Origin of the sequence: Dactylosporangium roseum, assembly GCF_025264685.1 — a bacterium.
GTDB classification, from domain to species: domain Bacteria; phylum Actinomycetota; class Actinomycetes; order Mycobacteriales; family Micromonosporaceae; genus Dactylosporangium; species Dactylosporangium roseum.
On sequence record NZ_CP073721.1, the window covers coordinates 1,069,641 to 1,091,056 of the forward strand.

Below are 21,416 nucleotides of genomic sequence, written 5' to 3' on the forward strand. Positions count from 1 at the left end.
GTGGCCCGGCCCGGCCTGTCCCAATCCAGCTCAGGTCGGAGCCGGCAGCGATGCCGCTGATCGGGCACTGCCGGGCCGATTACCATCCGGCGATGAACGACGACGCCCTCGCGGACTTGGCCGAAGAATTGGTCACGCGGCCGTTCCCCGACGGGCCGGCCCACGACAGCAGCTCGCTCGATGGCTCGACACAGAGTGGACCGGAGGCCCACTTCGTGCCCATCGCGATGCAGGAGAGTCTGTACGAGACGCCCGCGGACTACGACGGATCGATCGGCGAGTTGTATGACGACGTCTACGACGAATTCGAGCAGCGGCGCCTGCGCGCTGCCGCCGTGCTGGCGGCGAGGTGGGGTTCGCCGCAGCCGTACTCGTTCCAGGCGGAATTGGAGCGGGTGATGGCGAACGACGACAGCGTCTCGATGCTCGACTATGACCTCGCCCTGTTCACCAGCGGTGAGCAGTTCCCCGCCTGGCGTCGCGGCGACCGTATCGTGGGTCTGCTCCTGGGGCAGATGGACAAGGAGTTTCCCATCGTGCTGACCCTCGCCGTCATCGCCCGGCCACCGTCGTAACCCGGCGGCGACGGGAACATCGCGCCGGGAGATCCACTCGCACCGCATCGGCCGCGCTGCTCACCATGCGGTGCTGGATCAATCCGGTCTCCGAGCCCGACGTCAAGTTCACGCGTTGCGCTAGTGATCGCTACGCGGGCCAACCGTTGACGCCGCACGCGGGTGACCCGGAAGTTGCGCTTCCGCGGCTTGGGCGTAGCCAGGACGCCCTGACACGTGGCTTGCCGAACCGCTACCGTTGAGCCGGCCGGCGCCCGTCGCAGCAGCTCGAGCTGCACCTCGTGCAACGGGGTGAGTCGTGTGAGACGGGTCAAGGTGTGCTCATAAAGGCAACGCCCCCAGGGGCGTTTTTCGTGCCAGATGGTCGGGCAGCGTTCCTAGTTGTTGCTCGTGCTCGCTTCCCGGACGGGAGGTAGCATCACCGCATGAGCGCGGAGGCTGTTGGCAGGCACATGCCGGCCATCATCACGCTCGATGATCTGGCCGCCATGATCTCCGCCGACACGCACGGGCGTCGGTATGAGACCAGTCCCGAGGGAGTCCTCTCCGTCGTGCCGCCTCCGGACAGCGAGCATGCCGTCATCGCCACTCGTCTGATGGCCTGGTTGATCGCGGCGGGTTGGCCGCTCGATCAGGTCATGCAGGTCGTGGGCGTCCGCATTCCTGGTCCTGACGGGGACGGGGGGCGCATCCCGGACCTCACCGTCTGGTCGCGGCCGCAACCACGAGCCGTCTGGCTGGCGGTCGCCGATCTCGTACTCGTCATCGAGATCGTGTCGCGGGGCTCTGAGGCGATCGATCAGGGCGCCAAGGTGTCGGAGTATGCGATGGCAGGGATTCCGCAGTACTGGACGGTTGCGCGGGACTCGGCGCAGACGGTGACTCTGCACCGGCTCGGTGCGGACGGCGTCTATGAGGTGACGGCGAAGATGCCGCTGGCCTGGTTGCTCCAGACCGTCCCGGCCGACCACATCAGCGGCTGATCGTGCCGCTGCGGCGTTGCGCCGGACTGTAGCCAGATGTGTAGCCAAGACGCTGCGGGACGTGGGGCGACGGACCGGGACGCCTGAGACGGTCGACGGCCGTTCCGGCAGATGGAGCGGCACCTGATGTGACGGGTGAGTCGTGTGAGGCGGCTCAACGACTGCTCATAACCCAGAGGTCGCAGGTTCAAATCCTGTCCCCGCTACAAACCTGAGAGGCCCCTGCTTCGCGGCGGGGGCCTCTCGCCATTTGGTTTGTAGTATTCCTCGCGCTCGCTTCGCTCGCTCCCCTGTGGGGGAGCTTCGCTCCACCCACACCCCTCAACGGCCGCGGCGCTTGGCCGGGCAAGACCGATCATTCGGGCGCGAGGGTCGGAGGTGTGCGGTCGGCGCGCGTTGCGGCGATCCGTTGCCGGGTCGCTGAGATCTCATGATCATGGGAAAGATGTGGCTGCCCCGATAGCCGGATCTTTCCCATGATCATGGAGTCATGGAGTCATGGAGTTGCCCGGGCGCCCGCTGACCGAGCAATGACTCGGGATTGGTTATCCGAGATCGGCGCAGCTCGACTCGTGGGGGAGCAGCGGACGGAACGAGACGCTCCACGAGGAGCCGCCCGCGGTCCACGGGGTGCGGGCGTTCGCCGATTTCGCCGCCGCCAGGATCTCGGTCACCTGGGCGCCGGTGGCGGTCACGCAGCGCACGTCGGGGTGGTCACCGACCGGGTCGCCGGGCAGTGCGGGGCCCGGCCAGGCCACCGCCGGCGGGTCCTTGAGCATCGGGTCGTCCGTCGGCTGCCACGGCACGGCGACCACGGTCAGCGCCGTGGGCACGTAGGCCGCCGGCCGGTCGATCGCGCTCGCACCCAGCGTCTTCGGCAGGTCGGTCAGGTCCTCCACCAGGCGCTGCAACTGCTCGCGGGCGGCCCGCTGCGGCTCGCTCAGCTCCTCGGTGGAGCCGATGCCCAGCGCCGGTGCCGAGGTTCGCTGCAGCCCGGCGGCGGTGCGGACCGTGATCTGCGTGGTGGGCGCGTCGGCCACATTGGGCATGCCGAGGTCGCGGTCCATGCCCACGCCGGCGTCGACCGCCAGCTTGGTCAGCTTCGCAACGTCGGCCTGGCTGATGTGCTGGACCTGCACGTTCGGCAGGGCGGGGCCGGGATAGATCGCCGGCACGGGGCCGGTGGTGATCACGCGCCCGTCACCGAAAACGCTCACGGTCGGCAGCTCGGTCACCGCGACGGCGACGGGCACGAACCCGCCGCCGACGCTCACCTGCAGCACCACCTCGCCGGGCGCGAACGAGGCGGCCGGCTCTGACGGGGAGGACCCGTCCGCGCAGCCGCCGGCGGCGAGGAGGGCGGCGGCGATCAACAGGCGCAGCGACTTCATGCCCGGTCTGACGCGGTGACGCCGAAGTCGGTTCCCGCACAGGGTTGAATCGGCGAAGAGCGGGAAGTGCCGCCTCCATGCCAGCCAACAAGAAGAAAGCCACCGGGCCGGTGGCCGACGAGAGCCAGCCGTGGCTGCACCAGCGCGGCCACGAGATCCAGCGCTTCGGAACGGTGCGGCAGTTTCCGATCGCGCTCTCCATGGACGCTCGGGCCTATTCTTGCGAGCGACTCAACCAGGTGCTCGCCGACAGCCAGATCTTGTACTCGCTGTACAAGAAGCACCACTGGCTCATGCGCGGGCCGACCTTCTACCAGTTGCACCTGCTGCTCGACAAGCACGCCGGTGAGCAGTTGGAACTCATCGACAAGCTGGCCGAGCGGGTGCAGACGTTGGGCGGCATCGCGGTGGGCGACCCCCGTCACGTCGTCGAGCTGACCCGCGTGCCGCGGCCGCCCGACGGGGCCGAGGAGGTGCCGGCGATGCTGTCCCGGCTGCTGGAGGCCCATGAGATCGTACTGACGGAGGCGCACGACGCCGCCGTGCGCGTGGCCGAGATGGGGGACGACGGCTCGAACGACCTGCTGGTCTCCGACATCATTCGCACCGGCGAACTGGAGGCGTGGTTCCTCGCGGAGCATCTGGTCGACACGCCGCTGGTGCACACCGTGGACGAAGTGAGAGCCGTGGCCGGGGCCGGCGCCAAGCGTTGATGAGAGGCGCTACCGTGTCGGCGTGACGAGGCACAACGAGTCGCAGTTGGGCGTCGACCTGGGCACCACGCACACGGTCGCCGCGCTGACCGCCGCCGACGGTCGCAGCCAGCCGCTGCTGTTCGACGCCAGCTTCCTGCTGCCATCGTCGATCTATGCGGAGGTCGACGGGCACCTGCTCGTCGGCAAGGACGCCGAGCGCAGCGCCCGGCTCGATCCCAGCCGGTTCGAACCCAACCCGAAGCGCCGTGTCGACGACGGCACAGTGCTGCTCGGCTCACGTGAGTACGCGGTCTCCGGCCTGCTCGCGGCCCTGCTGCGGCGCACCGCCGACGAGGCGTCCCGGGTCCTGGGCATCATGCCCGTGCGCTCCGTGCTGACCTACCCGGCGAACTGGGCGACACACCGCCGCTCGGTGCTCGCCGACGCTGCGGCCCGGGCCGGCATGCCGGCGCCGATCCTGGTGCCCGAGCCGATCGCGGCGGCCGCCTACTTCACCTCCGTCCTCGGGCGCGACATCGCCCCGGGCGGCGTGCTCGTCGTGTACGACTTCGGCGGCGGCACCTTCGACACGACGGTGCTGCGCCGCCGCCCCGACGGCGGCTGGGACGTGCTGGCCAGTGACGGCCTGCCCGACGTCGGCGGCATCGACCTCGACGCGGCGATCGTCAACCATCTCGGCCGGTCGCTGACGTCGAGGTCGAGCGCCGCGGGCGTCGACCGGCCCGGGGAAGCGCTGTCGGACGGCGACCGCTGGCGGCAGCTCGTCGAGCCGGGCGACGAGGCGGCCCGGCGCCGGAGCCTGCTGCTGCGCGAGGACGTGCGCCAGGCCAAGGAACAGCTCTCGCGCACCTCGTCGGCGGGCATCCACGTGCCGCTGTTCGACATCGACGTCCACCTCACGCGGTCGGAGTTCGAGCAGCTCGCCCGGTCGTACCTGGAGCGGACCGTCGACCTCACCGTGAGCACCCTCCAGCGGGCCGGCGTGCGGCCGGACCAGATCGGCGGGCTGTTCCTGGTCGGCGGTTCCAGCCGGATCCCGCTGGTCAGCACGCTGCTGCACCAGCGGCTCGGGGTGGCGCCGACCCTGATCGAGCAGCCCGAGCTGGTGGTCGCGCTCGGCAGCGTGCTGGCCGCCATGCCGAGCCGGCCTGGCGCGTTCCCCGCGGGTCCGCCCGCCGGGCCGCGCCCGCCGGTGATCGCCGGCCCGCCCGGTGCGATGCCAGGGGGTGTACCTCCGGTCGCGCCGATCTCCGGGCCGGGCATGGGCCCCGTGCCCGTCTCCGGCCCCGGCGGCCCGGGGGTCGGCCCGGTGGCCCCGGTCTCGATGCCGGCCCCGGGTGTGTCGCCGGTGTCGCCGGTGTCGCCGGCCGCCGGTCCGATGGGGGCGCCGCCACCCGTGTCCGGGACGGGGCTGATGGCGTCTCCGGTCGCCGCGTCGTCCTCGCCTTCGGCGTGGGGCAGCTCGGCACCACCGGGACCGGGCCCCAACCAGACCGCCATGTTCGGTGCCCCGGGTGCGCCCGGCCTCCCGCGGCAACAACGCCCCGGTGGCGGCTCCGGTGGCAAGCTCGCCCTGCTCGTCGGCATCGTCGCGGTCTGCGTGCTGCTCCTCGGCGTCGGCGGCGTCGCCGCCTGGAACGCCGTCAGCGACAACTCGCCGAACACCCGGCGAACCGGCGGCGCCAACCGGGAGGCCGGCACGGGCGGCGGCACCCAGGCCGGCGCCGCCAGCACCAAGGACGCCAAGCCCGGCGCGGCGCAGCAGACCGTCGACGTCGGCAAGACGGTCTGGTACGGGCAGTACAAGGTCAGCTTCGGCAAGCTGACCTACGACTTCGAGGCCGAGGACCACAAGCTCTTCACCGAGGTACGGGTGGAGAACCTCGGTGAGAAGGACCAGACGCCCTACATCAGCATGATCTTCAACGTCGGCGGCCAGCAGTTCACCGGCTCGTTCCGGGAGAACACGACCGTCGCGGCCGGTCAGAAGAGCGACTACCACGTCGACTTCCCGATCTACGACCAGCTCAAGGGCAGCATCGCGAGCGGCGAGTTCATCATCGGCGACGGTGACGAGGCGCAGGCGAAGATCCCGCTGGCCGGGGGTGAGGTCGTCGCGTACGAGCCGGTCAACGTCCTCAAGGACAAGAAGGTCAGCGTCCACGACCTGACCGTCACCTTCACCACCTGCGACCTGCGCGGCGGGTTCTTCGACTACAACGGGCAGGCGAAGAAGGGCTACCGCGCGCTGACGTGCAAGGTCGACATCCAGTACGCCGGCAACAGCAGTCACTACGTCGGCGGCGACAACTTCCGCCTGGGCCAGCCGGACGGGACCGAGGTGGGGCCCACGGTCGCGCCGAACGAGGCGCTCTACAACACCAAGGTCGCGCCCGCCACCGACCTGGGCTTCCAGGTGAAGGCGGACGCGCCCGGCACGTACAAGTTGCGCCTCGTCGACGTGCACGACAAGACACGGACCGCGGCCGACGTGGCCGAGGTCGACGTCGTCCTCAAGTGATCAGCGCGCGCCGCCGTTGACGTAGAGGGTCTGCCCGGAGACGTACGAGGCCTCGTCGCTCGCCAGGAACGCGATGACGGCCGCGACCTCTTCGGGCTGTCCGACCCGCCGCAGCGGCGTGCGCTCGGCGATCTGCGCCTGGTGCTCCTCAGGTGTGCTGCCGACGCGCTCGGCCGTGGCCGCGGTCATCGGCGTCGCGATGTAGCCGGGCGCGACGGCGTTGACGGTGATGTTGTACGGGCCCAGCTCGATCGCGAGCGTCGCGGTGAACCCCTGCACGCCCGCCTTCGCGGCCGCGTAGTTCGCCTGGCCCCGGGCGCCGAGCGCGGAGCGGCTGCTGAGGTTGACGATCCGGCCGTACCGCGCCGGGACCATCACCTTCTGCGCCGCTTGGCAGCAGAGGAACATGCTGGTCAGGTTGGTGGTGAGGACCGCGTTCCACTCGTCGAACGGCATCTTGAACAGCAGGTTGTCGCGGGTGATGCCGGCGTTGTTGACGAGGACGTCGATCCGGCCGATCCGCTCGAACACGGCGTCGACCTGCTCCTTGTCGGTCACGTCGCAGCCGTGGCCGGCCGCGCCGGGGATCTCGCCGGCCACCTTCTGTGCCCGGCTCTCGTCGAGGTCGAGCACGACCACCGTGGCGCCCTGCTCGCCGAGCAGCCGGGCGGTCGCCGCGCCGATGCCCTGCGCGCCGCCGGTGACGACGGCTGTCCTGCCTGCGAATCGCACGTGGCTCACCTCTCCACCAGTACCGCTGAACCCTGACCCACACCGACACACATCGTCGCCAGCCCTCGCGTGTCCCCGGTCCGCCGCATTCGGTGCAGCAGCGTTGTCAGGATACGGGCGCCGGAGCAGCCCAGCGGGTGCCCGATCGCGATCGCGCCGCCGTCCGGGTTGACGATCTCGGGGTCGATGCCGAGCTGGTCGACGACGGCGAGCGCCTGCGCCGCGAACGCCTCGTTGAGCTCCGCCTGCCGCACGTCGCCGAGCTTCCAGCCGGCGCGGTCGAGCACCTTGCGGGTGGCGGGGACCGGCCCGATGCCCATGACGTCGGGGTGCACACCCGCCGACGCGCCGGCGACGTAGCGGCCGAGGGGCTCCAGGCCGCTCCTGCGCAGTGCGTCCTCGCTCATCAGCACCAGCCCGGCCGCGCCGTCGTTGAGCGGCGAGGAGTTGCCGGCCGTGACCGTGCCGTCCGTGCGGAAGGCCGGCTTGAGCTTGGCGAGCTTCTCGAGGCTGGTGTCGTGGCGGATGCCCTCGTCGGCGGTCACCCCGTCGACGACGACGATCTCGTCGGCGAAGTGCCCGCCGTCCCGGGCCGCCGCGGCCTTCTGGTGGCTGCGCAGCGCGAACGCGTCCTGCCGTGCCCGGTCGACGTGGTAGCGCGCGGCGACCTCCTCGGCGGTCTCGCCCATGCTGAGCAGGCCGTGCAGCTCGTGCATGCGCGGGTTGACCAGCCGCCAGCCGAGCCGGGTGTCGGCGATGCTCATGCTGTTGGGCAACCCGTCCTCCGGGCGCGGCAGCACGAACGGTGCGCGGCTCATGGACTCCGATCCGCCGGCGATGACGATCTCGGCCTCACCCGATGCGACGGTACGGGCGGCGATCGTCACCGCCTCCATGCCGGAGGCGCACAGCCGGTTGACGGTGGCGCCGGGCACGGTCTCGGGCAGCCCCGCGAGGTGCACCGCCATGCGGGCCACGTTCCGGTTGTCCTCGCCGGCCTGGTTGGCGGCTCCCCAGTAGATCTCGTCGACGGTGGCCGGATCGATGGCGGTTCGCTCTACGAGATCCTTGACGACGGCGGCCGCGAGGTCGTCGGGCCGCACGTGTGAGAGAACCCCGCGCAACCTCCCGATCGCCGTCCGCCGGGCAGCGGCAAAGTACACGGTTCGCATGCGCCAAACTAACACCGTTAGTTGATCATGAGATCGAGCGGCGCGGCGGCGGGTTGCGCCAGAACGCGCGCCGGCCGGCACGCCTCGGCGGCGACACCTCCGACCTACTGACGGTGACTGGCGTGCATCGGCTCGAGGTGTTTCGGCATCCGGTGGGCCGGCTCCGGTTTGACCTGGTGGTGGTGCTGCGGCTCGGCGTAGAAGCTCAGCCCGAGCACGCTGCCCAGGGTCACCACGAACCCCAGCCCCACCAGCCACTCACGGCCCGGCCAGACGCCGTCACCGAGCACCAGCAGGCCGATCAGCGCGGCGGGCGCGGCGCCGGCGGCGTCCATGGCGGCGACCGCGGCGGTCGTCGAGCCGCGCTGCATCGCCAGGCCCAAGAGCAGTTGGCCGACCAGCGAATGGGCGACCAGGAGGTACGACAGCGGATCCGTGACGAATTCGGTGAATGAGCTCGCCGAGGCGAGGGGCCGGGACGCGACCGCCGCGGCGCCGAACGCCACGCCCGAGAGCGACCCGAGCACCACGGATCCGGGTGCGCCGTGCAGCCGGACGGCGAAGAACCCCACCACGCCCAGCACGACGAGCACCAGGACCAGGCCCAGCACGCCGCTCGCGCCGAGTTGGCGCGACGGTGCCGGTTTGGCGGCCAGCACCAGCGCGGCGATGCCGACGGTGAGGGTCAGGAGCAGCGCGATCTCGGTCCTGGGCAGGCGCCACTTGAGGATCAGCACACCCAGCAGGGTGGTGACGCCGAGTCCCGCGGCCATGGCGGACTGCACAAGGAAGAGCGGCAGGTCTCGCCGGGCGAAGAAGGCCAGTGCGAAGCCGCTGAACTGACAGGCGACACCCACCAGGTACGACTTGTGGCGGCCCAGGCGCAACAGCAGCATCGGATGGAAGCCCTGGTGCAGGTCGGTGCGGGCGGCGGCCACGGACTGGAGCAGGTTGGCCACGCCATAGGCGGCGATCATCGCGCCGAGGAACAGCCAACTCCAAGATGCCACCCGAGGAGGATAGACCGCCCCGGAGGGCAGGGCATACGGACCTTTCGGTTCAGCCGGACAAGTCGGACAATCTGCTGCTCCCTAACCGGGTGAGCACGTCTTCGTGCAGGTGGCCGTTGGTCGCAATGGCGCTGCCACCGCCCGGACCCGGGTTTCCCTGGAGGTCGGTGAACGTGCCGCCGGCCTCGGTGACGATCGGCACCAGCGCCGCCAGGTCCCACAGCGACAGCTCCGGCTCGACCATGATGTCGACCGCGCCCTCGGCGAGCAGCATGTAGCCGTAGAAGTCGCCGTACGCCCGCTGGCGCCACGTGCGGCGCATGAGGTCCAGCATGCTGTTGAGCCGGCCGGCCTCCTCCCAGCCGCGCAGCGACGAGTAGCAGAACGACGCGTCGGCGAGCCGCCGCACGCCACTGGCCCGGATCGGCGTCGCCGCGGCGGTGTGCCGGCCAGCATACGCCCCGTGGCCGATCGCGCCCCACCAGCGCCGCCCGAGCGCCGGCGCCGACACCAGGCCGACGACCGGCTGGTCGCCCTCCACCAGCGCGATCAGCGTCGCCCAGATGGGCACGCCGCGGACGTAGTTCTTGGTGCCGTCGATCGGGTCGATGACCCACTGGCGGCTGCCCGGCCCGGCGGCGGCCTCGGTCGCGCCGTACTCCTCGCCGAGCACGCCGTCGCGCGGGCGGGCCCGAGCGAGTGTGGCCCGCAGCGCCTTTTCGACCGAGGTGTCGGCGTCCGTGACCGGGGTCAGGTCCGGCTTGGCGGTGACGTGCAGATCCTGCGCGCGGAAGCGCGGGACGGCGATCGCGTCCGCGGTGTCGGCGAGAAGATGAGCGAGGGCCAGATCGTCCGCGTAGCGCGCCATGCGCGGAAACTTAGCCGACGATCGCCACCCGATGGCAGTACTGTCGCCGTTTGTGACTCCGTCCCCTACCGCGCTGTGCGGCCTGCTGGCCGAAGAAGCCCGGCTCCGCGTGTTCGCGGCCGTGGTGCTCGGTGCCCGTTCTCCCAGCACGGTCGAGGAGGCGTCCGGCCTGTCGTCCCGGACCGTGGAGGGTGCGATCCGCCGGCTCCAGCAGGGCGGTCTCCTGGACGTCGCCGACGGCACGCTCGTGCCCCTCGTCGCGGCTTTCAAGGATTCCGTACGGTCCGAGGCCGCCCAGGCCCCACCGGCGGAGCGGCTGGACCCGGACCGCCAGCGCGACCAGGTCCTCCGCACGTTCATCGTCGACGGGCGGCTCGCGCGGATGCCGGCCGCGCACGGCAAGCGGCTGGTGGTGCTGGAGCACATCGCCGCGTCGTTCGAGCCCGGCGTGCGGTATCCGGAGCGCGAGGTCGACGCCGTCCTGCGCGCCTGGTTCGACGACTACGCCGCCCTGCGCCGCTATCTCGTGGACACCGGCCTCCTGAGTCGCGCCGACAATGTCTACTGGCGCTCAGGGGGCGCTGTCGACGTCTAGGGTTCCCTCCTTCGACGCGAGCAGCCGCCGGAACGACTCCAGGCGTCGCGGGTCGGCGCCGCCCTCCGCGATCAGCTTGTCCAGGCCGCAGTCGCCGCCCGCGCCGGTGTGGTCGCAGTTCGGCGGGCAGCGCGTCGACGCCTCCACCAGGTCTGGGAAGCCGTGCAGGAGGCTGTCCGCCGACACGTGCGCGAGCCCGAACGACCGGATGCCCGGGGTGTCGATGATCCAGCCCAGGTCGCCCGGCAGCCGGAGGGCCAGGGCGCTCGTCGACGTGTGGCGGCCCTTGCCGATCGCGCTGACCGAGCCGACCGCCCGATCCGTCCCCGGCACCAGCCGGTTGACCAGCGTCGACTTGCCCACGCCGGAGTGCCCGATCATGACGGAGGCCCGGCCGCGCAGCTCCGCGACGAGGTCGTCGAGCGGCCGGTCGGGGCGGGTCAGCACGTAGGGCAGGTCCAGCGCGGCGTAATAGTCCAGGACCTCTTCCGGCCCGGCGAGATCGCCCTTGGTCAGGCACAGCAGCGGCTCGATCTCCGCATCGTACGCCGCCACCAGGCACCGGTCGATGAACCCGGTCCGCGGCGGTGGATCTCGCAGGGAGCTGACGATGACGAGCTGCTCGGCGTTGGCGACGACGACCCGCTCGAACCGGCCCTCGATGCCGCCTTCCTCGTCGTCGGCCGTCCGCATCAGCACCGACTTCCGCTCGTCGATGCGGACGATCCGGGCGAGCGTGTCCGGCCGGCCGCTGACGTCACCGACGATCTGCACCTGGTCGCCGACCACCACCCCGTGGCGGCCGAGCTCGCGGGCGCGCATGGCGGTGACGGTGCTCCCGGCACCGGCGATGTGGCAGGTGTACCTCCCGCGGTCGACCGCGACCACGAACCCCTCGACGGCATCGCTGTGCTTCGGCCGCTGGCGCGTGCGCGGGCGCGAGGAACGGCCCGGCCGGATCCGGACGTCGTCCTCGTCGTATTCGCGCTTTCGCCTCAGTCGGTCCCTCCAGTGCCACCGTTGCCGCCCCGCACCATGGTCGACCATAGCCGGGGAAAGTCCGGCAGCGTTTTCGCGGTACATGCCACGTCGTCGAGCCGCACGTCGCCGACGGTGAGCCCGATGACCGCGGCGGCGTGCGCGAGCCCGTGGTCGTCGCGGGTGCGGAACGTCGCGCCGCGCAGCGGCCGCGGCCGGATCCGCAGCCCACCGGCGTCGCCGGTCACGTCGGCGCCCAGGGCGGTCAGCCCGGTGACCAGCCCGGCGATCCGGTCCGGGCCGAGCCCGACGCCGTAGAGGTGGGACGGCGCGTCGGCGACCGCCGCAAGGGCGGCCAGCACCGGGGCGGCCTCGGCGACGCCGGACAGATCGGCGGTCAGTCCGTGCACGCCGCCTGAGCCGCGCATCACCAGCCCGTGGGGCGTGAGCGCCGGTTTCCCGCCCATCCGCCGCAGCAGCCCCAGCAGGTGGCCGGCCGGCTGACCGGTGGCAGGCGGCCACCCCTCGATCGTCACGGCACCGCCGGTGACCATGGCCGCGGCCAGGAACGGGACCGCACCCGACAGGTCCGGCTCGATGTCCCACGCCCGCCCGGTCAGCCGCCCGGGCTCGACAACCCACACGTCCGGCCGGCTGTCGTCCACGCCGGCCCCGGCGGCGCGCAGCATGTGCACCGTCAGGGCGATGTGCGGCTTCGGTACGGGCGGGCCGGCGTGCCGCACCACCACCCCGCGGTCGAACTCCGTCGCGGCGAGGAGCAGGCCGGACACGAGCTGGCTCGACGCGGAGGCGTCGATGGTCACCGCGCCACCTCTGACGCGCCCGACGCCGCGGACCGTCATCGGCAGGGCGTCGCCGGTCGCGTCGATCCGCACCCCGAGCGCGCGCAGTGCGCCAACGAGCGGCGCCATCGGCCGGCTGCGAAGCCGCGGGTCCCCGTCGAACGTCACCTCCCCGTCGGCCAGTCCGGCGACCGCCGGCAGGAACCGCATGACCGTGCCCGCCGTCCCGACGTCGATCCGGGCCGGTCCCCTGAGTGGACGCGACCGCAGCAGCCAGAGGTTGTCGTCGACCGTGGACACGTGGGTGCCCATGGCCCGCAGCCCGCCCGCCATCAGCTCGGTGTCCCGCGCCCGCAGCGGGGCCCGCAGTGTGCTGGCACCGACGGAGAGCGCGGCGAGCACGAGCGCCCGCGCCGTCATCGACTTCGATCCGGGCAGGCGGATCACGGCCCGGATCGGCCCGCTTGCCGTCGGTGCCGTCCAGGGCAGATGGGCGCTGACGTATGACACGCGTTCAGTGTGCGGGCCGGTTCGGGCTGTAGCGACAGCAGTGATTGGCTCCGCGTTTTGTCGGTGGGGGTCGGTACGGTGGCGGCATGTGTGGGAGGTACGCGACCAGTCGCAGCAACGTCGACCTGAGTGCGCTGTTCGAGGCGGCCGACGAGACCGACGGGCTGGAGCCGGACTACAACGTGGCCCCGACCGACCAGGTCCCCGTCGTGCGCGTGTCGGCCTCGGCCGGCGGCCGGGTCCTCAGCGAGGCCCGCTGGGGACTGGTGCCGGCGTGGGCGAAGGACCCGAAGGTCGGCGCCCGCATGATCAACGCCCGGGCCGAGACGGTCGCGACGTCCAACGCGTTCGCGCGGTCCTTCGCCCGGCGGCGCTGCCTGGTCCCGGCCGACGGCTGGTTCGAATGGGTGCGTGGTGCGGGCAAGGACAAGCAGGCCTATTTCATGACGCTCGGGGCGGACGAGCCGTGTGTGTTCGCCGGGATCTGGACGGTGTGGGGGCAGGGCGAGGGCCGGTTGCTCACGTGCGGCATCGTCACGGCCCCGGCCGTCGACGATCTGGCGCTGGTCCACGAGCGCATGCCGCTGCTGCTGCCGCGGGAGCGCTGGGAGTCGTGGCTGTCCGGCCCGGCCGACGCCGCGTTGCTCGAGCCGACCCCGTCGTCGCACGTGGCAAGGCTGGAGCTACGTCCCGTAGGGGCCCGGGTGGGCGACGTGCGCAACGACGGGCCTGGATTGCTCGACCGGGTGGCCGCCCCGCCGCTGCGATCGAGTGATGTCAAGCCGGTCGATCTGACCCTTTTTTAGGCGGAAAGTCCAGATAAAGTCCGGCAGCTTTTGCGGATTCGCGTGAAAACTCTTGTATTTACGGTCGATTGTGCGATACAACACAGCGCCGGTGGGTCTATGTCGGAGGGGGCATCCAGACATTCACCCGCCTTGCATTCGTTTGACCCACGGGGGAGGTGGGTGTATGACCCGGGCGCGGATGCCACGCCCGCACGAGGTCGCGGCGGCTCGACGAGACCCGCGACTGCTGCGAGCCTTCAAGGAGCAACAGGGCGACGGTGCCTGGCGCACTCGCGGCGCATGTCAGACGGTGGATCCGGAGACGTTCTTTCCGGCGCCGAGCGAGCCGGCCGACGCGGCCGTCGCGCTCTGCCGCACCTGCGAGGTCCAGGGGGCGTGTCTCGCCTGGGCGCTCGAGGTCGGTGACTGCCACGGTGTCTGGGGAGCCACAACACCGCGCGAGCGGCGTGCGATGCTCGTCGCATGGCGCAGCGAAGTGCCGGCGGCGGTGATGTCCGGCCCGGCGACCGGTCCGGACAGGCGACTCGGCGCGGTGGCCTGCCTGCCACTGTTACCGATTCCACGGCCTCGTCGGACGGTCGACCACCCGGACCCGGTGGGCGTCGGCACCACCTGAGCGACCCGCCGAGCCACCCGGCTCCGGCGGGTCGGCATGACCGCACGCCGCCATCGGCGTCGGCTCCTGCGGCCGTGTCCTCGTCCGGCAGGCCCCTGCCGGACGCCGGTCGGGCGGGCGGCTTGTCGCCCGTTCGGGCGACCGCTGCAGCGCTCAAGGCCGTCCGCGGGCTGTCGCTGGCCGGGCAGGAGGTCGAGACCCCGCACGGACCGGCCCGGTACTCGCTCGACGTCCCCGGCACGTACTCCGGCACGCTGCTCGTCCTCGGGCACGGAGCCGGGGGTGGCGTCGACGCCGTGGATCTGGTGGCGGTGCGGGACGCGGTGCTCGGTGCGGGGGCGGCGGTGGCGAGGGTCACCCAGCCGTACCGGGTCGCCGGCCGGCGCGCGCCGGCACCCGCCAACCAGCTCGACGCCGCGTGGCTCGCCGTGCTCGCCGACCTGCGCGGACGGGTGCCGGTGCGAAACCTGGTCGTCGGTGGGCGGTCCAGCGGGGCCCGCGTCGCCTGCCGCACCGCCGTGGCCGGAGGGGCGGCGCGCATCCTCGCGCTCGCGTTTCCGCTGCATCCGCCCGGCAAGCCGGAGCGGTCGCGGGCCGGCGAACTGGACACCGGGCTGCCGACCCTGGTCATCAACGGTGGCGCGGACCCGTTCGGGGTGCCCGAGCCGGGGCCGGCCGTGCTCGTGGAGGTGCTGCCGGGGGAGACCCACGCCCTGTCGAAGGCGCCCGGAGCGGTGGCGGCGCTCGCCGCGCCGTTCGTGACCACCTGACGTGTGAACCGTGTCGCGGCCGGCGTCACCCGGTGTCGACGGGGTCGTTGGGCCCGGTGTGACCGGTGCGAATCGGGCACTCTCCACACCGCAGATCGCTCAGATCCGCAACCTCCCAGGCCCTTCCTGTCCCCGGCGGCCGACCGGTCCCAGCTCTCTAGGCCGGCCGCCGGGGCAGGCAGGGGTCGTCGCGGCGGGCCCCGCCGCCCGGAATGATCGCCGGGCACCCGTTGTTGCATGGGGGGTGCGACGCTGCCGAGGCGTCGCCGGTGGAGGGAAGACAACAGCGTGGCAACACTCGAGCGTGAGGACCGGCGAGTCCGCGAGTTGCTGTTCAGCCCGGCGTGGCCTGCGGCGACGGACGCGGAGCCCGATCCGAACTGGCAGCCCATCACGCGTGAGCAGTTGACGGGCGCCACAAACTCAGAACTCGCTCAGCAACTCGGCGTATCCTCGGCGGGACGGTCGAGGGTGGGAGTCGCACGAGTGGTGAGCAGCGAGAGCACGGAGCAGCAGCGCGTGCGGTTCGAGCGTGACGCGTTGCCGTTCATCGATCAGCTATACGCGGCAGCTCTGCGCATGACGCGAAACCCGTCGGACGCGGATGATCTTGTCCAGGAGACGTTCCTCAAGGCGTTCGCGGCGTTCCACCAGTTCGAGACGGGCACCAACCTCAAGGCTTGGCTGTATCGCATCCTCACGAACACCTACATCAACTCCTACCGCCGCCGGCAGCGGCAGCCCGTGCAGGCGCCGACCGAGGAGATCACCGACTGGCAGCTCGCCGAGGCTGAGAGCCACACGTCCAGCGGCCTGCGTTCCGCCGAGACGGAGGCCCTCGACCGGCTGCCCGACTCCGACGTCAAGGAGGCGCTGCAGTCGCTTCCGGAGGAGTTCCGCCTGGCCGTCTATCTGGCCGACGTCGAGGGCTTCTCCTACAAGGAGATCGCCGACATCATGAACACGCCCATCGGCACCGTGATGTCGCGTCTGCACCGGGGACGGCGCAACCTGCGTCGATCGCTCGAGGCCTATGCTGCCGATCGGGGATTCACCCGCACCCCGTCCGCTGAGCCGAGCGAGGTCTGAACCGATGAGCTGTGGAGACCCGCACGAGACCGACTGCAATGACGTCCTTGCCGAGGTCTACCTGTATCTCGACCTGGAGTGCTCCGACGACCGTCGGCTGATGATCCGCGAGCACCTCGACGAGTGCTCTCCGTGCCTGCGTGAGTTCGGCATCGAGCAGGAGGTCAGGGCGCTCGTGGCCCGGTGCTGCGGCTCGGAGCTCGCCCCCGCCGAGCTCAAGCAGCGGCTCAGGACGAAGCTCGGCGAGCTCGTCCTCAACGCCGAGACCCGCGAGCTGCGTCCGGACTAGAGAATTCCGCCCGGCGCGACAGGCCGGCCCCGGGGTGGGGCCGGGCCGCCGGGCTTCGAGACCTGCCTGTCCGGGCGCCGGGGAAGACGCCCGGGCAGGCAGTCAAATGCCGTCGGCGCCCGAGGCGCCGGCGGCATTTCACCGCGACCGGAAGGCCGAGGCCCGGGTCGGGAACGGCGATTGCGCCGACGCCGGCATCAGGCACGCGTGCGTGCGGCGGTGCGGAAGCACGTCGGGCAGGGCCGCCGGGGTCGCCATGATCGTCGATTCCGTCGCGGCACTGCTGCGTTCGTCCGGTGGTGCCGCGCGGCCGGGTTCCCACCGATATGCTGCGGAGCGCAAGGAGCAGCCGCGAAGGAGACCGGGATGGCCGACGAGATCCGCGCCGAGATGGTGGCAAACGTCTGGAAGATCACGACCGAGGTCGGTGCCGAGGTCAGTGAGGGCGACACCCTGGTGATCCTCGAATCGATGAAGATGGAGATCCCCGTCGTCGCCGAGTCTGACGGCACGATCAGCCGGATCGCCGTCGATGAGGGCGACGTGGTCCAGGAGGGCGACCTGATCGCCGTGATCGGGTGACGTCACACGAGGTCGTCGTCCGGCCGATCGAGCCGGACGACTTCGCCGAGGTCTCGCGGCTGACGGTTGCCGCCTATGGCGCCGACGGCCAGCTCGACGAGGACCACGGCTACGGCGCCGTGCTCGCCGACGTGGCGTCGCGCGCCGAGGCCGCCGATGTCCTGGTCGCGGCGGACGGGGCGGCCGTTCTCGGTGCGGTGACGTTCGTGCTGCCCGGCACGAAGTATGCGGAGGTGTCCGGCGACGGCGAGGCGGAGTTTCGCATGCTCGCCGTCGATCCCGCGGCCCAGCGGCGAGGAGTGGCCCGGCGGCTCGTGCAGGCTTGCGTCGACCGTGCGCGGGCCCTGGGGTGCACGTCGCTGACCATCTGTGTGCACGACGGCAACACGGCCGCGTTCGCGCTCTACGACCGGTTCGGCTTCACGCGCGACCCGAGTCTGGACTGGTCACCCGCGCCCGGCGTCGACCTGCTCGGAATGCGCCTCTCGCTCCAGGTGCTCGCGCAGTAGCGTCGCGATCAGGCCGGGCTCCATCAGCTCGGCGGCGACCTGTGCGGCGCCGCTCATCAGGTCGAGCGCGACCTCCAGGGCGGCCTCCCGCCGCTGCTCCGGCGTGGCGCCGCGGTCGCGCAGGATGAGCCCGCTGGCGTGGATCGAGAAGATCGCCATCGCTCGGCGTAGCTGCTGCGTGAGCGGCTCGGCCGGGTCGATGAGCAGGTCGAAGACCCGCTCCATCTGGGCGCGCATCTGCTTGCCGGCGGGCATCGTGTTGATCAGCGTCTGGTTGCGCTCGAAGAACCTGATGACCTTCTCGTTGGACATCAGGTCGTGCACCGTCGCATACCGCCGCACGAACTCCAGGCGCATCCGCTCGTCCCGCGGCTGCGCCTGCGCCCACTCCAGGAGCTGGTCGATCGCCGCCATGCGCTGGTCGATCAGGCTGCGGACGATGTCGTCCTTCGTCGGGAAGTGGTAATAGAGGGCCGCCTTGGTCACGCCGAGCCTCTCGGCGATCTCCCGCAGCGACGTCTTGTCGTAGCCCTCCTCGATGAACAGGTCCAGTGCCACGTCCTGGATGTGGGCCCGCACGGCGGCCCCGTCGTCGAGGTCTCCGACGCGGATCCGGTTGCGGCCTCGCACCACGCGTGCGGCAGCGGCCTGCTGTTCGTCCATCGCCTCACATCCTACTTGACGACCGGCTAGGAACCAGCTTACCGTCCGGCTAGTAAGTTAACTAGCCGGCCGACAAGTAAGCAGAGGCGAGAATGTCCGAGAAAACCGTCCGGGCGGTCCTGCCCGGCCTGCTCATGGCCATGCTGCTGGCGATGCTCGACAACGTCATCGTCGGCACCGCGATGCCGCGCATCGTCGGTGATCTGGGCGGCGTCGACCACCTCTCCTGGGTGGTGACCGCCTATGTCCTCGGCACGACCGTCTCGACCCCGATCTGGGGCAAGCTCGGCGACCTCTACGGCCGCAAGGCGGTCTTCCTGATCTCGATCGGGCTGTTCCTCGTCGGCTCGGCGCTGTGCGGGGTCGCGCAGAACATGCCGGAGCTGATCGGGTTCCGCGCCTTCCAGGGGCTCGGCGCCGGCGGCCTGATGGTCGGCGCGATGGCCGTCCTCGGCGACCTGGTGCCGCCGCGGGAGCGCGGCAAGTACCAGGGCCAGTTCGCCGCCGTCATGGCGGTCGCGATGGCCGGTGGGCCGCTCGTCGGCGGCTTCATCACCGACCACGCGAACTGGCGCTGGGCCTTCTTCGTCAACCTGCCGCTCGGCGGCGCCGCCCTGGTGCTGCTCGCGTTGCGGCTGCACCTGCCCAAGCGGCGCACCGAGCACCGCGTCGACTGGGTCGGCGCGGCACTGCTGTCCGTCGGCGTGACCGCGCTGGTTCTCGTGACGACCTGGGGCGGCAACCAGTACGCGTGGGGCTCCGTGCGGATCCTCGGCCTCGTGGCACTGGCCGTCGTCACGCTCGCGGCGTTTCTGATCGTCGAGCGGCGCCACCCGGAGCCGATCGTGCCGCTGGGCATCTTCCGCAACCGCAACTTCGCGCTGATCTCGATCGTCGGCTTCCTGGTCGGCTTCTCGCTCTTCGGTGCGATCACCTTCCTGCCGCTCTACCAGCAGATCGTCCAGGGCGCCTCGGCGACCAACTCCGGCCTGCTCCTGCTGCCGATGATGGGCGGGTTGCTGGTGACCTCGCTGGTGGTCGGTCGCATGATCACCAAGACCGGGCGCTACCGCGTGTTCCCGATCATCGGTGGCGCGGTGCTGGTCCTGGGGATGGTGCTGCTGGCGCAACTGGACGCCGGCACCTCGAAGGTCGAGTCCGGCATCTTCATGGCGGTGCTCGGCCTGGGCATGGGCTTCCTCATGCAGACCTCGATGCTCATCGCGCAGAACAGCGTCGAGCTCAAGGACCTCGGGGTGGCCAGCAGCACGGCGACCTTCGCCCGCTCGATCGGCGGCGCGTTCGGTGTCGCGATCTTCGGCGCGATCTTCAACCACCGGCTGCACGACCTGCTGGGGGAGCGGCTCGGCGCGCGGGCCGCGGACCAGCTCGCGAGCGGCGGTGGCGGCGCCACCATCGGGCCGAAGACGCTGGGGCAACTGCCGGCGCAGGTCCGCACGGCGGTGGTCGACTCGATCGCCGGGGCGACGTCCAGCGTGTTCCTGTGGTCGATCGCGGCGACGGCGCTGGTCCCGGTGCTGGCCCTCTTCATCCGCGAGGTGGCCCTGCGCGGGGGCGGGAGCGACGAGAAGCCCGCCGAGAGCAGTCTGGTTGCGCAGGAAGGCTAGTTTCGCGCACAGACTGCGCGAAATTGGGCGGAAAACTGGTGTGGGGTGCGCGAAACTGCCACAATATGAGCAGGATCGCGCACCACGTCTACTGAAGGAGCACACCGTGACCGAGCAGCCCGGTGCCGGGATGAAGGCCGACATCGCCGAGCAGCCGGAGGTGTTCGCCCGCCTGCTCGACGAGCGGGCCGATCAGATCGCCGCGGCCGGCGCGCGGATCGCCGAGTGGCGGCCGCGCAGTGTCGTCTTCACCGCTCGTGGCACGTCCGACCACGCCGCTCTCTACGCGGCTTACCTCACCGAGATCCGCCTCGGCATCCCGGCCGGGCTCGCGTCCCCGTCCGCGATGACCGTCTACGGCGCCCGGCCCGACCTGCGTGACACGCTCGTCGTCGGGGTCAGCCAGAGCGGCGGCTCGCCCGACCTGCACGAGGTGCTGCGGGTCGCCAGGGAACAGGGCGCGCACACACTCGCCGTCACCAACAACCCGTCGTCGGCCCTGGCCGAGGTCGCGGAGCTGCACGTCGACGTGGCCGCCGGCCACGAGATCGCCGTCGCCGCCACCAAGACCTACACCGCCGAGCTGCTCGCCCTGCTGATGCTGGTCGAGAGCGTGAAGGGCGGCGGCACGCTGCCCGCCGGCAACCTCGCCGAGCTGCGCCGGCTGCCCGGCCACGCGGAGCGGGTGCTGGCCGACGACACGGCGGTCGACCTCGCCGCCCGCTACCGCTTCGCGGACCGCCTGGTCACCACCGGCCGCGGCTACGCCTACCCGACGGCGCGCGAAGCCGCGCTCAAGCTCATGGAGACCTCGTACGTGGCCGGTCTCGCCTTCTCCGGCGCCGACCTCCTGCACGGCCCCCTCGCCATGGCCCAGCCCGACGTGCCGGTGCTCGCCGTCGTCGGCTCCGGCCCGGCCGGCACCTCCATGCGGGACGTGGTCACCCGCCTCGGTGAGCGCCGCGCCGACGTGGTGGTCGTCGGCCCGTCCGATGTCGACGGCGCCAAGGCCCGGATCGCCACCCCGGACGTCGACGAGCGGTACGCGCCACTGCTCGACATCCTCCCGTTGCAACGGCTGGCGCTGGCCCTCGCGCTGCACCGGGGCGAGAACCCGGACGCGCCGCGGGGCCTCAAGAAGGTGACGGCGACACTGTAGAGCTCGCGGGTCCGTCGACCGGAAGGACGGCCTCCTTGCCCTCGCGGAGCGGCTTGGTCTCGAACGACCGCGGCGGCCGGTCGGCCACGATGAGCTGGTAGGTCGGTCGGCTGCCGGACAGGTTGCTCAGCTCGAAGCCGAAGTTGCAGTGGAAGCCGTCCGGCGTCTCCGCCAGCACGCCGCCGTTGAGCGACGTGACGGCGATGATCTTGCCGGCGGCGTCGGCCGCCCGGACCGGCGCGCCCGCCACGATGTCCGACGCCGATGCCGGCGCCAGGCACGGCGTGCCGCTGGCGCCGGTCGCCGCGCCGGCCGCGCTCACGTGTCCGTGCAGCAGGAATCCGTCGGGTTTGCTTCTCTCGTCGTGGCGCCCGGCCCAGCCGCAACCGCCGAGCGAGAGCGTCAACACCAGGGCAAGTACTGGGCGGCGCACGGGTCAACCTTAGTC

The 21,416-nt window shown here is 71.4% G+C and carries 23 protein-coding genes; 14 read left to right on the forward strand and 9 right to left on the reverse strand.

Annotated elements, in window-relative coordinates; all coding sequences use genetic code 11:
* The first annotated feature begins 92 nt into the window (after positions 1–92).
* Together Drose_RS05185 and Drose_RS05190 are read left to right on the forward strand one after the other, a co-directional pair.
* Positions 93–575, forward strand: coding sequence for a hypothetical protein (locus Drose_RS05185; RefSeq protein WP_260727022.1), 483 nt, complete (start codon positions 93–95; stop codon positions 573–575).
* A 425-nt stretch (positions 576–1,000) separates the two neighbouring features.
* Positions 1,001–1,558 (forward strand): Uma2 family endonuclease, encoded by a 558-nt coding sequence (locus tag Drose_RS05190; RefSeq protein WP_260727023.1) that lies wholly within the window; start codon positions 1,001–1,003, stop codon positions 1,556–1,558.
* A 545-nt stretch (positions 1,559–2,103) separates the two neighbouring features.
* Here Drose_RS05190 and Drose_RS05195 read toward each other — a convergent pair.
* Positions 2,104–2,949 carry a hypothetical protein gene (locus Drose_RS05195; protein ID WP_260727024.1) on the reverse strand — a complete coding sequence of 282 codons (846 nt, stop codon included), beginning with the start codon at positions 2,947–2,949 and terminating at the stop codon, positions 2,104–2,106.
* A 77-nt stretch (positions 2,950–3,026) separates the two neighbouring features.
* Here Drose_RS05195 and Drose_RS05200 point away from each other — a divergent pair, with 77 nt between their 5' ends.
* Together Drose_RS05200 and Drose_RS05205 are read left to right on the forward strand one after the other, a co-directional pair.
* Complete coding sequence (locus tag Drose_RS05200) at positions 3,027–3,662, forward strand: Dps family protein (protein ID WP_260727025.1); 636 nt, start codon at positions 3,027–3,029, stop codon at positions 3,660–3,662.
* A gap of 22 nt (positions 3,663–3,684) precedes the next feature.
* Complete coding sequence (locus Drose_RS05205; RefSeq protein WP_260727026.1) at positions 3,685–6,186, forward strand: Hsp70 family protein; 2,502 nt, start codon at positions 3,685–3,687, stop codon at positions 6,184–6,186.
* Here the strand turns inward: Drose_RS05205 and fabG are convergent, their stop codons facing one another.
* The 4 genes from fabG to hisN all read right to left on the reverse strand — a co-directional run bounded on the left by fabG (position 6,187) and on the right by hisN (position 9,968).
* The gene (gene fabG, locus Drose_RS05210; RefSeq protein ID WP_390891327.1) at positions 6,187–6,927 is read right to left on the reverse strand and encodes a 3-oxoacyl-ACP reductase FabG; all 741 of its coding nucleotides are present in this window, start codon (positions 6,925–6,927) and stop codon (positions 6,187–6,189) included.
* Positions 6,924–8,090, reverse strand: coding sequence for a thiolase family protein (locus Drose_RS05215; RefSeq protein ID WP_260727028.1), 1,167 nt, complete (start codon positions 8,088–8,090; stop codon positions 6,924–6,926). The genes fabG and Drose_RS05215 overlap by 4 nt, the downstream gene beginning before the upstream one ends.
* Positions 8,091–8,194: 104 nt before the next feature.
* On the reverse strand, positions 8,195–9,067 hold the full coding sequence (locus Drose_RS05220) for a hypothetical protein (RefSeq protein ID WP_260729618.1): 873 nt from the start codon (positions 9,065–9,067) through the stop codon (positions 8,195–8,197).
* Positions 9,068–9,149: 82 nt separating this feature from the next.
* A complete protein-coding gene (gene hisN, locus Drose_RS05225) occupies positions 9,150–9,968 on the reverse strand; it encodes a histidinol-phosphatase (protein ID WP_260727029.1) in 819 nt (272 codons plus the stop codon).
* Between the two features lie 52 nt (positions 9,969–10,020).
* Here hisN and Drose_RS05230 point away from each other — a divergent pair, with 52 nt between their 5' ends.
* On the forward strand, positions 10,021–10,563 hold the full coding sequence (locus Drose_RS05230) for a DUF2087 domain-containing protein (RefSeq protein ID WP_260727030.1): 543 nt from the start codon (positions 10,021–10,023) through the stop codon (positions 10,561–10,563).
* Here the strand turns inward: Drose_RS05230 and rsgA are convergent.
* Both rsgA and aroA read right to left on the reverse strand, forming a co-directional pair.
* Positions 10,540–11,610 carry a ribosome small subunit-dependent GTPase A gene (gene rsgA, locus Drose_RS05235; protein ID WP_260727031.1) on the reverse strand — a complete coding sequence of 357 codons (1,071 nt, stop codon included), beginning with the start codon at positions 11,608–11,610 and terminating at the stop codon, positions 10,540–10,542. The genes Drose_RS05230 and rsgA overlap by 24 nt on opposite strands.
* Positions 11,559–12,854: a 3-phosphoshikimate 1-carboxyvinyltransferase gene (gene aroA / locus Drose_RS05240; protein WP_260727032.1), complete on the reverse strand. Its 1,296-nt coding sequence runs from the start codon at positions 12,852–12,854 to the stop codon at positions 11,559–11,561. The genes rsgA and aroA overlap by 52 nt, the downstream gene beginning before the upstream one ends.
* Positions 12,855–12,940: 86 nt before the next feature.
* Between aroA and Drose_RS05245 the strand changes: the two genes are divergently transcribed.
* The 7 genes from Drose_RS05245 (at position 12,941) to Drose_RS05275 (ending at position 17,518) form a co-directional block, all read left to right on the forward strand.
* Entirely contained in the window at positions 12,941–13,660 is a 720-nt protein-coding gene (locus Drose_RS05245; RefSeq protein ID WP_260727033.1) for an SOS response-associated peptidase, read from the forward strand.
* A 166-nt stretch (positions 13,661–13,826) separates the two neighbouring features.
* Positions 13,827–14,279 carry a WhiB family transcriptional regulator gene (locus Drose_RS05250; protein ID WP_313899998.1) on the forward strand — a complete coding sequence of 151 codons (453 nt, stop codon included), beginning with the start codon at positions 13,827–13,829 and terminating at the stop codon, positions 14,277–14,279.
* A gap of 176 nt (positions 14,280–14,455) precedes the next feature.
* A complete protein-coding gene (locus Drose_RS05255; protein ID WP_260729619.1) occupies positions 14,456–15,049 on the forward strand; it encodes an alpha/beta hydrolase family protein in 594 nt (197 codons plus the stop codon).
* Between the two features lie 288 nt (positions 15,050–15,337).
* On the forward strand, positions 15,338–16,138 hold the full coding sequence (locus Drose_RS05260) for a sigma-70 family RNA polymerase sigma factor (protein WP_390891328.1): 801 nt from the start codon (positions 15,338–15,340) through the stop codon (positions 16,136–16,138).
* A 4-nt stretch (positions 16,139–16,142) separates the two neighbouring features.
* A complete protein-coding gene (rsrA, locus tag Drose_RS05265; protein ID WP_260727035.1) occupies positions 16,143–16,427 on the forward strand; it encodes a mycothiol system anti-sigma-R factor in 285 nt (94 codons plus the stop codon).
* A gap of 366 nt (positions 16,428–16,793) precedes the next feature.
* Positions 16,794–17,009, forward strand: a complete 216-nt coding sequence (locus tag Drose_RS05270; protein ID WP_260727036.1) for a biotin/lipoyl-binding carrier protein — start codon at positions 16,794–16,796, stop codon at positions 17,007–17,009.
* Positions 17,006–17,518: a GNAT family N-acetyltransferase gene (locus Drose_RS05275; protein ID WP_260727037.1), complete on the forward strand. Its 513-nt coding sequence runs from the start codon at positions 17,006–17,008 to the stop codon at positions 17,516–17,518. Before Drose_RS05270 ends, Drose_RS05275 begins: the two co-directional genes overlap by 4 nt.
* On the opposite strand, the gene Drose_RS05280 is transcribed toward Drose_RS05275, so the two are convergent.
* Positions 17,456–18,181, reverse strand: coding sequence for a TetR/AcrR family transcriptional regulator (locus Drose_RS05280; protein WP_260727038.1), 726 nt, complete (start codon positions 18,179–18,181; stop codon positions 17,456–17,458). The two genes, Drose_RS05275 and Drose_RS05280, sit on opposite strands and share 63 nt — an antisense overlap.
* A gap of 92 nt (positions 18,182–18,273) precedes the next feature.
* Here Drose_RS05280 and Drose_RS05285 point away from each other — a divergent pair, with 92 nt between their 5' ends.
* Positions 18,274–19,809, forward strand: a complete 1,536-nt coding sequence (locus tag Drose_RS05285) for an MDR family MFS transporter (protein WP_260727039.1) — start codon at positions 18,274–18,276, stop codon at positions 19,807–19,809.
* Between the two features lie 130 nt (positions 19,810–19,939).
* Complete coding sequence (locus Drose_RS05290) at positions 19,940–20,968, forward strand: SIS domain-containing protein (protein WP_260729620.1); 1,029 nt, start codon at positions 19,940–19,942, stop codon at positions 20,966–20,968.
* On the opposite strand, the gene Drose_RS05295 is transcribed toward Drose_RS05290, so the two are convergent.
* Positions 20,943–21,401 carry a hypothetical protein gene (locus tag Drose_RS05295; RefSeq protein WP_260727040.1) on the reverse strand — a complete coding sequence of 153 codons (459 nt, stop codon included), beginning with the start codon at positions 21,399–21,401 and terminating at the stop codon, positions 20,943–20,945. The genes Drose_RS05290 and Drose_RS05295 overlap by 26 nt on opposite strands.
* Positions 21,402–21,416: the final 15 nt, after the last annotated feature.

Excerpts from the sequence above, each read along its gene's own strand:
- hisN (WP_260727029.1), bottom strand. The coding sequence starts at position 9,968 with ATGGCGCGCTACGCGGACGATCTGGCCCTCGCTCATCTTCTCGCCGAC.
- Drose_RS05250 (WP_313899998.1), top strand. The coding sequence starts at position 13,827 with ATGACCCGGGCGCGGATGCCACGCCCGCACGAGGTCGCGGCGGCTCGA.
- Drose_RS05245 (WP_260727033.1), top strand. The coding sequence starts at position 12,941 with ATGTGTGGGAGGTACGCGACCAGTCGCAGCAACGTCGACCTGAGTGCG.
- Drose_RS05195 (WP_260727024.1), bottom strand. The coding sequence starts at position 2,949 with ATGAAGTCGCTGCGCCTGTTGATCGCCGCCGCCCTCCTCGCCGCCGGC.
- Drose_RS05220 (WP_260729618.1), bottom strand. The coding sequence starts at position 9,067 with ATGATCGCCGCCTATGGCGTGGCCAACCTGCTCCAGTCCGTGGCCGCC.
- rsrA (WP_260727035.1), top strand. The coding sequence starts at position 16,143 with ATGAGCTGTGGAGACCCGCACGAGACCGACTGCAATGACGTCCTTGCC.
- rsgA (WP_260727031.1), bottom strand. The coding sequence starts at position 11,610 with ATGGTCGACCATGGTGCGGGGCGGCAACGGTGGCACTGGAGGGACCGA.
- Drose_RS05270 (WP_260727036.1), top strand. The coding sequence starts at position 16,794 with ATGGCCGACGAGATCCGCGCCGAGATGGTGGCAAACGTCTGGAAGATC.
- Drose_RS05190 (WP_260727023.1), top strand. The coding sequence starts at position 1,001 with ATGAGCGCGGAGGCTGTTGGCAGGCACATGCCGGCCATCATCACGCTC.
- Drose_RS05215 (WP_260727028.1), bottom strand. The coding sequence starts at position 8,090 with ATGCGAACCGTGTACTTTGCCGCTGCCCGGCGGACGGCGATCGGGAGG.
- Drose_RS05200 (WP_260727025.1), top strand. The coding sequence starts at position 3,027 with ATGCCAGCCAACAAGAAGAAAGCCACCGGGCCGGTGGCCGACGAGAGC.
- Drose_RS05185 (WP_260727022.1), top strand. The coding sequence starts at position 93 with ATGAACGACGACGCCCTCGCGGACTTGGCCGAAGAATTGGTCACGCGG.
- Drose_RS05280 (WP_260727038.1), bottom strand. The coding sequence starts at position 18,181 with ATGGACGAACAGCAGGCCGCTGCCGCACGCGTGGTGCGAGGCCGCAAC.
- Drose_RS05290 (WP_260729620.1), top strand. The coding sequence starts at position 19,940 with ATGAAGGCCGACATCGCCGAGCAGCCGGAGGTGTTCGCCCGCCTGCTC.
- Drose_RS05285 (WP_260727039.1), top strand. The coding sequence starts at position 18,274 with ATGTCCGAGAAAACCGTCCGGGCGGTCCTGCCCGGCCTGCTCATGGCC.